Source organism: Trinickia sp. LjRoot230, assembly GCF_964253315.1.
In the GTDB taxonomy this organism is placed as follows: Bacteria; Pseudomonadota; Gammaproteobacteria; order Burkholderiales; family Burkholderiaceae; genus Trinickia.
The window spans coordinates 1,827,947-1,841,344 of the sequence record NZ_CAXUQX020000001.1; the positions used below are offsets into that span (position 1 = coordinate 1,827,947).

Consider the following 13,398-nt stretch of genomic DNA (forward strand, 5'->3'; position numbering starts at 1 on the left):
TTTTCGCGTTAATCTTCGAGACGCATACCGACCTTGAGCGATACCTGCCAGTGCGCGATGTTGCCGTCTTTCATGTGTCCGCGTATTTCGGTGACCTGGAACCAGTCCAGATTGCGCAATGTGTGCGACGCGCGCTCAAGGGCACAACGGATGGCATCGTCGCTCGATTTGGTCGACGATCCGGTCAGTTCGATCTGTTTGTAGACGTGGTCGTTCATGAGGTGCTCCGGTCGTTCGCAAGAGAAGAAAAAAGTATAGGCAACGCATGGCGTCGACGCCGGCCGTTTAGTGCGCCGCACTGAGTGTGCGCAGGAGGCGTCCCGAGAGCGGCAATGCACGGAGGCAAGGACCAAGCATGGAAATCGGATTTTGCGGGCCGGGTTTAATGGGCGCGCCGATGGTGCGGCACTTGTTGCGCGCGGGCCATCGCGTGCGAGTCTGGAGCCGCACGCACGCGAAGGCCGAGGCGCTCAGCGCCGATGGGGGGCACGTCGTCGAGACGCGCCGCGAGTTGACGGCATACGTCGAGGCCGTATTTGTTTGCGTATCGAATGCGTCCGCGGTCGAGGAGGTGATATTCGGCCTTGGGGGCGTGCTCGGCGACGACCATGCCGATTCAGGCGCTGGCCGCGTTCGCTATATCGTCGATCACTCGACCATCGCGCCCGCGGCAACGCGCGAGTATGCCGCACGCGCTGCCCGGTTCGGGGTGGAGTGGGTCGACGCCCCCGTCTCCGGCGGGGTGCCCGGTGCGCAAGCGGGCACCCTGGCGGTCATGGCGGGCGGTGCGCTGGAAGCATTCGAGGCGCTGGCGCCTGTCATCGGCGCCTATGCGGCCCGCGTGACGCGCATGGGCGAGGCGGGGGCGGGCCAGACCACGAAGCTTTGCAACCAGGCGATCGTCTGCGCCACGGTGGCCGCGATCGCAGAGGCGGTCGGGCTCGCCGAGCGCTGCGGCATCGACGCAGCGCGCTTGCCTGAAGCACTGGCCGGCGGCTGGGCAGATTCGGTCTTGCTACGGACGTTCGTGCCACGCATGACCGAGACAGGGCACGCGCCGATCGGTGCTTTCAAAACCTTTCAAAAAGATATCGAAGCCCTGGCGGACGCGGCGCGCGAGGTCGGCGCGGTGATGCCGGTGGCGAGCGCCGTGCAGCAGGTGTTGCGGCTCGGCGTGGCGATGGGCTTGGCCAATGCGGATTTGGCCGCGTTTATCGACGTTGTGCGCCAACGCGGTGCATAGCGCGCCCGCACGCGCTAACGCAGCGAACGCGGTGTGGCGTCGCCGGCGCTCTGACGGCGCGAGCCTCTGACCGTCATGGCCGCGCCGAATTCGGGAAGGATGCGTGCGCGCGCGCGGCTCGCAAAGACGAGAAAGCCGAAACCGTTCGCTTCATACCAGTAGCCGCCGTTTTCGAGGCCGTCGAGCGGTTGTTCGAGTGCGTTGGCGATTGATTCGATGCACCGCCGGTGCAGTTCGTCGACCGCCGGGTAGGGCGGCTGCGCGCCGCGTACGCTGCAAAGCAGAACGTCGAGCCCGGGTAGCGCATGGGCATAAAGCACCGGCTCGTCCTGTGCCCGGGCCCGGGCGATTTTCGTATCGAGTTGGCCGAACGGCTTGAATTGCCGCAATACGGCAAGAAAAGACTCCTCGCTCTGCGCGCTGGCGCGCCGGCGCTTTCTCGGGAAGGACATAAACATTCGCCTGAAAAATAATTGCAAGAAAGACAGCGTCCTCATGCGACCACTCCCGGCTCTCGCGCGCCGCACGTCGATCTTTTATAGCATACGGACACGACGTCATCACGATGGCACATGTCTTTTCGAACCTCGAGCTCTGTATGCAGTGGCGTGCGTGCGCTGCGTTGCGCGTCTTGGCGCTCGCCAGCCATCTATGCCAATAATAGGCCCGAGTACCGCCCGCGTGCTCATCGAACTCAGAAAAAATGGCGAATTACGTGCGCCGGCACATCATTTCAATGCGTTGAAATATCTCCGGAGTGCAAGGATAATGGGTCGGTTTCACGCCCTCCACGTCGGTGCGGCGCAAGGGCCGTGCCGCGAGTCGACGAGGCGGCGCGCGACTCCGTATGCAAGAGGGTCGCCAAGGACACATGAAACTGTTCACGAAAGGGCTGCTGCTGATCGCGGTGCCGAGCGTCGTCGAGCTGGCCCTGCTCGGGATGCTGTCGGTGACGCAGCAGCAAACCAGGCAAGCTGCACAATGGGCCGCGCATAGCAAACAGGTGCTTTATGAGGCCTCGATCATCGTCGACCCGTTGCTGCGCGCAGCGTCGCGTGTACGCGCGGGGCTCATCGCAGGCGACGCTTCGTTTATCGACCGCCATGCGGTCTGGGTCGATCTCGACGATCGTTTAACGCAACTCGAACGTTTCGTTGCTGACGACCCGCTCCAAGTCGAGCGTGTGCGCCGCATGCGCGAGGCCATGAATGCCTATCGGGCACAGACCGATGTGCTCTATGGCGCGTTGCGCGACGGCCAGCGCGTGCAATTGACATCGTTCGAAGAAGAGCCGCTGCCGCAATCTATCCGCGTCTTTCGCGACGAACTCGATGCGTTCATCGCCGCCGAGTCGCGGCTCGACACCGAACGCAGCGCACAGCTGGCCGCCACGCGCGACGGGCAGCGGCATGCGCTGATCGCCGCCATTGCGGGTTCCATGCTGATTTGGGCGATAGCGGCGCTCGGTTTCGCGGGCAACATCGGCCGGCGACTTGCCACGTTGACCGTCAACGCCGAGCGGCTCGGCCGCTCGCAGACGCTCGGCGCGCCGCTCGCGGGCAACGACGAGCTGGCCGAACTCGATGTCGTGCTGCACCGAACGAGCGAACGCCTAAGCGACGCCGAACGCGAGCAGACTGCACTGCAAGCCGCGCTTGAAATGCGGGCCCAAGAGTTGACAAAGGTCAACGACAACCTGCGCCAGCAAAAGCAGGACAACGACATGTTCATTTATAGCGTGTCGCACGATCTGCGCTCGCCGCTTGTCAATCTGCAAGGTTTTTCGCGCGAGCTGCAAGTGTCGTGTGACGAATTGCGCACCATGCTTGACGACGCACGGCTGCCCGAGCCCGAGCGTGTGCGCATCTCGCATGTCCTCGATGGCAATTTGAACGAGGCGCTGCATTTTCTGCGCACGGCGGTAGCGCGTTCGGCATCGATCATCGACGCGTTGCTGCGCATTTCGCGCGCCGGCCGCCTCGAATACCAGTGGCAGCGCGTGAGCGTCTCCCGGACGGTGGCGCGTGTGGTCGAAGCGCTGCATCAGCAAATCAGCGAGCGCGGCGTGGCCATTTCGGTCGGCGAGCTGCCGCCCGTATGGGGCGATCCAACCGGAATCGAGCAGATTTTCGGTAATCTGATCGGCAATGCCGTCAACTATCTGGACCCGAGCCGCCCCGGGCGCATCGAAATCGGTGCGCTGGAGCCATCGGCGCCCGAGCCCGACGGCCGCGCCACGCGCATGCGGACCTACTATGTGAGAGACAATGGCCTTGGCATTCCGGACGCCTACATGTCCAAAATGTTCAGCGCCTTTCAACGGCTGCATGGCGATCGTGCCAAGGGTGACGGCATCGGCCTCGCGCTCGTGCGTCGCGTGACCGAGCGCCATGGCGGCCGGGTATGGGTCGAATCGATGGAAGGCGTCGGTTCGACGTTTTTTGTGACATTGCCTGAACAACCATTGCGCGTGCCGTAATCTGTGCCAAGCAACGATAGGACTACTGAAAGGTTGAAACCGAGCATGACCGATGACGCTGCGCCTCGACCGGAGCCCGCCCGCGTGCTCGTCGTCGATGACGACGAAGGCATCTTGCGGCTTGCGCGCAAGTCGCTCTTGCGGGCCGGGTGTATCGTATTCTCGAGTGCGTCTGTAGCCGCGGCGCGCGAAAGCATCGAGCGCGATCGCCCCGATCTGCTCGTGCTTGATTACCAACTCGAAAGCGCTGAGACAGGGCTCGATTTTTTCCGCCGGTTGCGGCGTGAGGGCGTCGCGTTGCCCGCCATCCTCGTAACGGGGTTCACCGACGAGTCCCGCGTGATCGACGCATTACGCTCAGGTGTATCGGACGTCGTGCCGAAATCCGAAGGCTATCTCGATTACCTGCCCGAAGCGGTCGAGCGCGTATTGACGCAGATTCGTCTGCAGCGCGCGTCGGCTGAAGCGTTGCTATTGCGAGACCGGGCGACGCACTACCGAAGCTTGTCGGAAGCATTGCCGCACCTCGTTTTCACGAGTAACGCCCAGGGCGAGTGCGATTTTTTCTCGAAGCAATGGTATGCCTATACGGGCTTTGACGAGACGGTGTCCCATGGTCTCGGCTGGCTCGACGCGGTGCACCCGAGCGACCGCGAGGTGCTGCGCCGCAAGTGGCTCGACGCGGTGCGCGGCGACGATGCCGATTACCGCCACGAGCTGCGCATTCGTGGCCACGATGGCGGCTACCGTTGGTTTGACATGCGTATCGCGCCGGTGCGGGATGCGAACGGCGGCATCAGCAAGTGGTTTGCGAGCTGCACGGATATTCAGTCGCAACGCGAGGCCATCGAGGAACGCGAGCGGCTGCTCGCGGCCGAGCAAAGCGCCCGTCAAACGGCGGAGGAGGCAAACCGCGCGAAGGACCGCTTTTTAGCGATGCTCTCGCATGAATTGCGCACGCCGCTGACACCGGTGCTCGCCGGAACGCGGGTGCTCGAAATCATGCCGGGGTTGCCCGATGCGGCCCAGACGAGCATCAAAATGATCCGCCGCAACATCGAACTCGAGGCTCGGCTCATCGACGATTTGCTCGACTTGACGCGTGTGGCCAACGGTAAGCTGCGCTTGGCGCTCGAGACGGTCGACGTGCATGAAGTGATCGACAGCGTGCTCGAGCTTTTTCGCAGCGAGATTCAGGTCAAGCAGCAAGACGTTCATGTCGAGAAGCTCGCCGGCAATCATTTCGTGCTGGCGGACCGCGCAAGGCTGCAGCAAATGCTGTGGAACCTGGTGCGCAATGCCGCCAAGTTCACGCCGGATGGCGGCCAAATCTACGTGCGAACGCGCGATGCGCGCATGCAGATCGAAATCTCGATCGAAGATACCGGCATTGGCATTGCACCCGATCAAATCGACAGGCTCTTTAACGCGTTCGAGCAAGGCAGCCAACGCATGACGCAGCAGTTCGGCGGGCTGGGCCTGGGGCTTGCAATTACGAAGGCGTTGACGGACGCCCATGGTGGGACCGTCAGCGCGCAAAGCCCGGGGCCGCACTGCGGGGCCACATTTGTGATCGCATTACCGACCGTTGAGGCGCCCGCGCGCGAGCCGATGGCCGCACCGGCCTTGGCCGCCAATGCCGATCAGCGACTCGCGATCCTGCTCGTCGAAGACCACATGGATACGGCCGAGGTCATGGCGCAACTGATGCGTGGGCTGGGGCACGAGGTAACCGTCGCGTCGTCGGTGGCGGGGGCGTTGGCGGTGACCCAGACGTCGTCGTTTGATTTGGTTGTCAGCGATATCGGCTTGCCGGACGGCACCGGCATCGACTTCATCGGCGCGTTCCGTCAACGTTCGCAAGTGCCCGCGGTGGCACTGACGGGCTTTGGCACCGATGACGACGTGCGGCGCTGTCTGGCCGCCGGTTTCACCTCGCATCTGACGAAGCCGGTCAATTTCATTCAGCTCGAAGAGCTGATTCAGCAGGCGGCCGCCGGCAAGGCGGGCGGCGAAAACGCCCGCACCACAATGCGCTGAGTGCGCTCAGCGTGGTTCGCGCTTCAGCGAATCGCGAATTTCCCGCAGCAAAACAATATCTTCGGGCGTCGGCGGCGGCTCGGCCGGCTGCTCCTCTTCCGGCTTGCGCTCGAGTCGGCGCAGTGCATTGATGCCCTTGACCATCATGAACACGATGAATGCAAGGATCAGAAAGTTGATCAGCACGGTGATGAACGAGCCGTAGCCGAATACGGCAACGCCGGCTGTTTGCAGGTCCTTGAAGGAATCGGGGTTGCCCTTGAATGACGGCGGGATATCGCCAAGACGAATGAATTTATTCGAAAAATCGAGGCCGCCGCTCGCCGTGCCGGCCACCGGCATCACAAGGTCCTTGACGATCGAATTGACGATAGTCGAAAAGGCACCGCCGATAATGACGCCAATGGCGAGATCCATCGCGTTGCCCTTGACGGCAAACTCCTTGAACTCCTTCAAGATGCTCATGTTTATTCCCTCCGTATAGACGGCAAACGGTGCGCAGGGCTATAGGCGCCCGCGCCCGCGCCCGCGCCCATGATAGCGAATGGATGGCGTTCACACACTCGAATTTTTTAGCGCGCTACGGGAGGAAGAGGGCTGGCCACTCAAATCTGGTAGGCAAGGCGCAGTCCGCCCCAATGCCTGCCGGCGACGAAGATCGGGGCGCTCGCATCCTTCATCATCGCGAAGTTGCCGCCGCCCATGTCGCGGCGGTAGGTCTGAAGCAGGAACGGCTTGCTATGCGAGGCTGCGGCGAGCCCGGTCCGATCGTTGAAGATTCGACGATTACGGCAATGCGCGGCATTCCAGACCGGGTCGCCCGGCCGTTGCGGCTCGGAGAACTTCAGGTTGTGCGTGGGAAGGTAGCCGCGTACATCGACCGCGGCGCAAAACGCCACGCGCGGGTCGAGCCCGAGCAACGGCTCTTGCAACGTGGGCAGCACGCGGTCTGTGAACTGCGTGAAGCGCGTCATGAACTGCTGTGGATCGGTGCCTGCAATCGGGACGTAGTTCGCGTCGAAGAGATCCTCGAGCCGAATGTCGCCACGTGCAATCGCCTGTTCAAATTTTTTGCCGATGGCCGCGGCGGTCTGCCGGGCGGCGTCGATGAAGCGCGTGTCGGGCGTATCGACACCGGTGGCCGCTGTTAATTCGATCAACGTCTCGGAGACGCCGAGCAGGCTCGACAGCCGGTCTTTTGCTCGCAGAAAATTCTGACTCGACTGTTCGACTCCGTTCGCCATAGCGCCCACTTCTTCCTCGAGCGAGTGGCACTGCGTTTCGATTTCGCTCGTGAGCGAGGCAATCTCCTCTGCCTCGCCGTGCAATTGGGTCACGGCGCGGCCGGTCGATTCAACGATCTCGCCGATGGCATGTGTGCCATCGCTTACGCGCTGAGCGCGCGCTGTATTTTCGGTGCCATCGGCGATCAGTTGCTCGGTTTGCGCCGTCAGGCGCGCGAGCGTTGCTTCGATTTGCGAGGTGGCTTGGGCCGTTTTGCTCGAGAGGTTTTTGACCTCGGCCGCGACCACCGCAAAGCTTTTGCCCGATTCGCCTGCGCGCGCCGCTTCGATCGCCGCATTGATGGCCAGCAGGTGAGTTTGCCGCGCGATCAACGAAATTTCTTCGGACACGCTGCTCACGTGATCGAGCGCATCGCGCAACGCATCGATTTGCGCGGCTATGCCGGTCACGCCTTCGACGAGCCCGCGAATATCGGCAAGCGATGCGTCGAGCGTGTGCCGCGATTCATCGACGGCCTGTGACGCTTCGGCGCTGACCACGCGCACCTGGCGGGCGGCTTGCGCGATACGATGGTTGCCGGTCATGGTGAGGGACGCCGACTCGCGCAGCCGGCGGCAGACATTTGCCTGCTCGGCAACGCGGTTCGCGACTTCTTCGACCTGGCCTGACACATCGCAAATTTCGATGCCGAGCTTGCCCGCGTGCTCGGCGATATCGCTGACGAGCGAACGCGCGGCTCGTGGCTGGCGCTTGACGAAGCGCATCATGACAGGTCTCCTCGCAAGCAGGCGAGCCGCTCGCGGTCATCGTTCATTATCGGCACGGTTTTTCGCCGGTCCTTTGTACGCAGCTCTATCGAAGTTCGCTTACAAGGCGCTTACGCGCTCAATCGGCCTCGCACCGAGATCGGAACGATGCGCAGAGTCGACCTGTGTGTTTACGGCACATCTGGGCGCAGCTTGAGGGCTTCGCAGCTAGTGACTTTCCGCCATTGCATGTGGGTTGCGGAGTACTTAAATTGTCTGCGGTTTCGCACGCACAACGCGCCCGATAAGACCGCTCGCAGCAGGCCGGGTCAGTGCTAGTACAGTGTTCAGCGGCAGTCAGGGCTCCGTCAGAGAGCCGTCCGTGCGCGCATCACATTCTCAACGGGAGACACCGTGCGCGTGTTATTCGCCACGCGCATGTCAACACCATGCTGAATCGCTTGACTATACGCGGCGGGCTGACGCTCACGATCGCGGGATACACGCTTGCGTTGATTGCAACGATGAGCGTTGCCATGCTTGGCCTCAATCGAAGCAACGACGCGCTGCGCCAGATGTATGCGACCGATACGGCGGCGCTCACCCACCTCAAAACGAGTTCGGAACGCATGCTGCAAGTGCGGCTCGCGCTCAGCAGCTACGAAACGTTGTTTGCGATGGGCGAGGCTTCGGACGACATGCTGCCGAAGGCCCACGCCGTGCTGAAAGAAAGCGACGGCGAATGGGCTGAATATCTGCGCAAGCCGCGCGACACGGAGGAGAACAAGCTGGCCGATGCCGTCAGCACAGCGCGCAAGGCGTTGATCGATGCGGGTGTGGAGCCCGAATTCAAGGCGCTGCAGGACAACGATTTCAACGCGTTTCGCAACACGCAAGGACGCACTGCAAATCAGCTTTATGCGCGCTATGACGCCGCGATTGGCGCGCTCGAAGCTTTGCAGATGCAACATCAGCGCGAACGTTATGATCACGCGCAGCAGGAGTTTCGCACGCTTGCGCTAGCGGCCGCGATGATGGCCCTGGTGGCGCTGGTCGTTGGTATGCTGGCGCGCACGGGGATTGTGGCGGCAGTGGTGCGCCCCATCGATAGCGCCATTCGCCATTTCGAGCGGATCGCGGCCGGCGATTTGACAGGGGCGATCGACGCCTCGCGCAACAATGAAATGGGACGCCTTTTTGCGGCGCTTAAACAGATGCAGGCGGCGCTTGTCGCAACGGTGGGCCGAGTGCGCAGCGGCTCCGAGGCCATCACGCATGGTGCCCGGGAAATTGCGTCTGGCAACGCCGATCTCTCGCAGCGCACGGAGCAGCAGGCCGCTTCGCTGCAGCAAACAGCCTCGAATATGGAAGAGCTGACCGCCACGGTCAAACAAAACGCCGAACATGCGCGCGAAGCCAATGAGCTGGCCGATGAAGCGTCGCGCACAGCAGCGCGCGGCGGCGAAGTCGTCGATGATGTCGTGCGCACGATGGAGGACATCGCCACGAGCTCGAATCAGATTGGCGACATCAGCGGCGTGATCGAAGGTATCGCCTTTCAGACGAATATTCTCGCGCTGAACGCCGCGGTCGAAGCGGCACGGGCCGGCGAGCAGGGGCGCGGTTTCGCGGTGGTGGCGGGCGAGGTGCGCTCGCTGGCCCAACGCAGCGCGAGCGCCGCCAAGGAGATCAAGGCGCTGATCGCCGAGTCGGCTGAAAAAGTCGGCACGGGCACGACACTTGTGGCACGGGCCGGCGCCACGATGGCGGAAGTCGTGCGTTCCGTGGGTAGCGTGACGGCCATCATCGGCAAAATCAGCACCGCCTCCGAAGAACAATCGAATGGCATCGAGCAGATCGGCCGCGCGGTCATGCAGATGGACACCGTGACGCAGCAAAATGCCGCGCTGGTCGAGGAAGCCGCCGCTGCGGCTGCGTCGCTCGAAGAGCAGGCGGCTAGTCTCGATGCGGCAGTCGCGGCATTTCGCCTGCAGGCAGACGCGCATGAGACGGCGGCGCGCCCAAACGCTGTTAGTTCTGGTTCCCGAAGCGGTAGTGGCTTGATTTCACGCGTCGCGTCAGCCGTCTGAATGCAAACGTGAAGCCGGGCCACAGTGCGGTGTTCCTGCCGCGCTTCGAGAGATACCAACTGCGGCAGCCGGTTTGCCACACCGTGCGTTGCAAATCACGCTGCACTTGCGCGTTGTAAGTACGGTGCGCGTCGTCCGTGACCTCCATCGTGCGGACGCCGCGCCGCGCGAGCACGCGCAAGCAATCGGCGATGTAGGCGATGTGCGATTCGATCATATAGATCATCGAGCTGTGTGCGAGGCCGGTGTTCGGCCCGATGATCATGAAGAAATTCGGAAAGCCGGCGATGCTCGTACCCAAATACGCCTGCGGCCCTTCGCGACGCCAGATTTCATCGAGGTCTGCGCCGTTCCTGCCGATGACCGTGAACGGCGCACCCGCATCGCTGAGTGCGAAACCGGTGCCGTAGATGATCGTATCGACACGATGAAGTCTGCCAGCTTCAGTCACGATACCGGCAGCAACGATCTCGCGGATCGTTGTCGTAATCAGGGCTACGTTGGGTTGCGACAGCGCGGGGTAGTAATCGCTCGACAGTAAGACGCGCTTGCAGCCAAGCCGATACTCGGGTGTCAGCTGCTTTCGCAACTCGGGGTCGACGATCCGTCGCTCGAGATAGCTGCGAGCGAATGCTGTCGGGCCGCGCATCAGCGCCGGGTTGAGCACGAAGCCGAGCGCGCGCGCTTCGTGCTGCCAATAAAGCACGTATCGCATCAGACGCTGCGCCAGCGGCACGATACCCATGAGCCGCTGCATGCGCGCAGTAATGGTGCGGTCACGCCGTGGCAAGATCCACGGCGGCGTCCGCTGAAACACGGCGAGGTGCGTGACGCGCGGCTGGATCTGCGGCACGAATTGTATGGCGCTCGCGCCAGTGCCGATGACGGCCACCGATCTGCCGTCAAGTATGTGATCGTGATCCCACGCCGCCGAGTGAAATTGCTTGCCCTCGAAGCGCTCGATACCCGGAATATCGGGCAGCGCCGGCCGCGACAATGGGCCATTCGCCGCAATGACGATATCCGCTTCTACTTCCTCCCGTATGCCGGTGGCGCCGTACACGAGCGCGAGGCGCCAACGTTGTGTGGAATCATCGAAACGCGCCGCTTCAACACGCGTGTTGAAACGGATGAACGGTGCGATGTCGTACTTGTCGGCACACCGCTTCAGGTATGCGAGGATTTCGTGCTGCGGCGCGAACGTCCGAGACCACGACGGGTTCGGTTCGAACGAAAAACAGTAGAGAGGCGAGGGCACGTCGCACGCTGCGCCGGGATAGGTGTTGTCTCGCCACGTGCCGCCGGGTTCGGCCGCCGCTTCATATACGGTGAACGTCGATAAACCCATGCGCTTCAAGCGGATGGCCATGCCGATGCCGGCAAAGCCGCTGCCGATGATTGCGATGCGAGGCGGCGTATTCCAGGTATTCGACGTATTCGAAGTGGACTCAAACAACGAAGGCATGAAGCTTAGCTGTCGTCCCAGTTGCCGCCCGAGTCGTTGCTGCCGAAGTCCACGCCGCCGTCGCCGCCGCTGCTGCCATCGTTCCAGTCGTTCGAGCCCTGACCCACGTCGACATCCTGGCCACCAGCTGCCGCACGGCGCCGCGCTTCATCGTCGTCGACATAGACATCGCGCTCGATCACGCGATCACGCCCATGCGAAGAGAGCGCTTCGCCAAGCAACACGCCTGTCAGCAGCCCGCCCATGCCGCCTCCGAAACCGCCGCCTTGTTGCACGACGACAGTCGGCTGCTGTTGAGCAGGCGCCTGCGGCGCTTGCTGCTGCAGGCGTTCGGCCTCCCGAGCATAAGGCGATGCGGCGTCGGCCGAGGCGGAGAGGTTCGGATCGGGCCGGCCTTCCGCACGTGCTTTGAGACTCGCGAGCTGGCGATCGAGTTCGTCGAGCCGGTAGCCGGGAACAGGATTTTGACCGCCCGACAACGCTTGCACGAGTTCGCGCAACTGCGTTTCGAGGGCTTCGATGTCGCTTGCGAGCGTTTCGTGCCCGGGCAGCGTGGAAAGCCGCGCATCGAGCTTGAGCGACCGCGTGGCGTTGAGTAGTTCCGTTGCACGCTTGAGCTGCGTGCGCCTGTCTTCATCGGCACGCCCGTCGTCATTCGAACGTGCGCGGCGCAGCGTCCAACGCAGCACGAGTGCGATGCTGGCGATCAACACGATAATGCCGATCCACATCGCGATCGATGGCCCGTGATGCGCGTTGGCTGGTGGTGCCGCCTGACTTTCGACGAACGGGTTCACCGCATGTTGCGAAGGCGCGGCCGGCGTGGTTGCCGCATTCGCTCGATTGGCTGCCGCGCGTATGCGCGCTTCGGTCTGCGCGAAGCGGGCCGAGTCGGTAAAGCGTAGTTGCGGGTCGAGCGCCTTGGCTTGCTCAACCTGCGCGAGGCCGTCGGCATAGCGGCCTTCGTGAGCGAGCACCTGTCCGTAAAGATAGTGCGCGTGCGCGTTATTGGGATGCGCTGAGAGCACCTGCGTGAGCTCGGCATCGGCTTGCTGCCAGTTGCCTTGCGTCATCGCCCGCTCGACCTGCTGCGCGCTCGGCACGGCGAACGCGAGGCTGGCCGTCAGCGCGAGCGTTACACTCACGGCTGCGAGAAGTCTTTTCATAAACTGAACCGGGCGTGCTCCGCCCGTCTCCATGCCAATGCCGGTGCCGCGCGTGATTGCACTTATTGCGCCGGGGTATTCAACTGCTTCTTGAGGGCCGCCAGGCGGTCTTCGACCGAAGGGCCCTGGTCCAGCGCAGCCAGTTTGTCCTCGAGTGCTTTGCCGCTCGATGCGTCCGCCGAGTTCAATCGCGCGTCGGAACGTGCGTTGGACAGCTGCACCTTGTCTTCGAGTTTGCGGAAATCCTCGGACAAATTCTTTCCGCCGATGCCGCCAAGCGCGGTGGCGGCAACATCCTTGGCCTGCGAAATTTGCTGCTTCGCCTGCAAGATGCTCGAGCGCGCGTTCAGATCGTTGCGGCGCTGGCGCATATCGGCGATCTGCGTTTTCAGTTGGTCGACCGACGGCTCGAGCGTAGCCAGTTCGCGAGCGAGCGCGTCGCGTTCGGTTTCGGCATTCGCCTGCGCAGCCAGCGCCTCGCGCGCCAGGCCTTCGTCACCCGATTGCAGCGCGCGTTTGGCGCCATCTTCGTACTTGCGCGCTTTTTCCGCGGCCGCGTCGCGCTTGCTTTGCTGCATCGCGACCTGAGCCTCGATTTCGATCAGCGCGTTCTCGGCCTTGCCGATGCTCTCGTCGAGTTCGCGTACGATTTGCCGCGCATCGCGCGACGGGTCTTGTACGGAGTCGGCTGCGTCGTTCAAGAGCCCTTTGACCGTCCGCGAAATGGTGTCGAATAGCGACATGAATTCCTCCTAAGTTGACTCGGCGCCGAACGAGTGACGTTGTGGCGTTCAGACCATCCAATACTCTACGCCGCATTGGTGGGCGGCGGCGCATGCCGCTTCGGCGCATATGAGGCCGCGCCTCTCGTTTTGCAATATGTGCGCACGTCGCCGGCAGGCGACACACTGTGCTGCCGGCGGA

At 62.8% G+C, this 13,398-nt stretch carries 11 protein-coding genes; 4 read left to right on the forward strand and 7 right to left on the reverse strand.

Annotated elements, in window-relative coordinates:
• Positions 1-8 precede the first annotated feature (8 nt).
• The gene (locus tag ACSQ20_RS08550; RefSeq protein ID WP_436018931.1) at positions 9-218 is read right to left on the reverse strand and encodes a dodecin; all 210 of its coding nucleotides are present in this window, start codon (positions 216-218) and stop codon (positions 9-11) included.
• Positions 219-355: 137 nt separating this feature from the next.
• Here ACSQ20_RS08550 and ACSQ20_RS08555 point away from each other — a divergent pair, with 137 nt between their 5' ends.
• Positions 356-1,243 (forward strand): NAD(P)-dependent oxidoreductase, encoded by an 888-nt coding sequence (locus ACSQ20_RS08555; RefSeq protein WP_436018933.1) that lies wholly within the window; start codon positions 356-358, stop codon positions 1,241-1,243.
• 14 nt (positions 1,244-1,257) lie between these two features.
• Here ACSQ20_RS08555 and ACSQ20_RS08560 read toward each other — a convergent pair whose 3' ends face one another.
• Complete coding sequence (locus ACSQ20_RS08560; protein WP_436018935.1) at positions 1,258-1,740, reverse strand: hypothetical protein; 483 nt, start codon at positions 1,738-1,740, stop codon at positions 1,258-1,260.
• A gap of 374 nt (positions 1,741-2,114) precedes the next feature.
• Between ACSQ20_RS08560 and ACSQ20_RS08565 the strand changes: the two genes are divergently transcribed.
• Positions 2,115-3,722 (forward strand): sensor histidine kinase, encoded by a 1,608-nt coding sequence (locus ACSQ20_RS08565; protein WP_436018937.1) that lies wholly within the window; start codon positions 2,115-2,117, stop codon positions 3,720-3,722.
• A 45-nt stretch (positions 3,723-3,767) separates the two neighbouring features.
• Positions 3,768-5,762 carry a response regulator gene (locus tag ACSQ20_RS08570; protein WP_436018939.1) on the forward strand — a complete coding sequence of 665 codons (1,995 nt, stop codon included), beginning with the start codon at positions 3,768-3,770 and terminating at the stop codon, positions 5,760-5,762.
• A gap of 6 nt (positions 5,763-5,768) precedes the next feature.
• On the opposite strand, the gene mscL is transcribed toward ACSQ20_RS08570, so the two are convergent.
• On the reverse strand, positions 5,769-6,227 hold the full coding sequence (mscL, locus tag ACSQ20_RS08575; protein WP_436018941.1) for a large conductance mechanosensitive channel protein MscL: 459 nt from the start codon (positions 6,225-6,227) through the stop codon (positions 5,769-5,771).
• A 140-nt stretch (positions 6,228-6,367) separates the two neighbouring features.
• Positions 6,368-7,774, reverse strand: a complete 1,407-nt coding sequence (locus ACSQ20_RS08580) for a methyl-accepting chemotaxis protein (protein WP_436018943.1) — start codon at positions 7,772-7,774, stop codon at positions 6,368-6,370.
• Positions 7,775-8,202: 428 nt separating this feature from the next.
• On the opposite strand from ACSQ20_RS08580, the gene ACSQ20_RS08585 reads away from it, so the two are divergent.
• Entirely contained in the window at positions 8,203-9,843 is a 1,641-nt protein-coding gene (locus ACSQ20_RS08585) for a methyl-accepting chemotaxis protein (RefSeq protein WP_436018945.1), read from the forward strand.
• Here ACSQ20_RS08585 and ACSQ20_RS08590 read toward each other — a convergent pair.
• The 3 genes from ACSQ20_RS08590 to ACSQ20_RS08600 form a co-directional block, all read right to left on the reverse strand.
• Entirely contained in the window at positions 9,785-11,308 is a 1,524-nt protein-coding gene (locus ACSQ20_RS08590; RefSeq protein ID WP_436018947.1) for a flavin-containing monooxygenase, read from the reverse strand. The two genes, ACSQ20_RS08585 and ACSQ20_RS08590, sit on opposite strands and share 59 nt — an antisense overlap.
• A 5-nt stretch (positions 11,309-11,313) precedes the next feature.
• Complete coding sequence (locus ACSQ20_RS08595) at positions 11,314-12,474, reverse strand: tetratricopeptide repeat protein (protein WP_436018949.1); 1,161 nt, start codon at positions 12,472-12,474, stop codon at positions 11,314-11,316.
• A gap of 62 nt (positions 12,475-12,536) precedes the next feature.
• Entirely contained in the window at positions 12,537-13,217 is a 681-nt protein-coding gene (locus ACSQ20_RS08600; RefSeq protein WP_436018951.1) for a PspA/IM30 family protein, read from the reverse strand.
• Positions 13,218-13,398 lie beyond the last annotated feature (181 nt).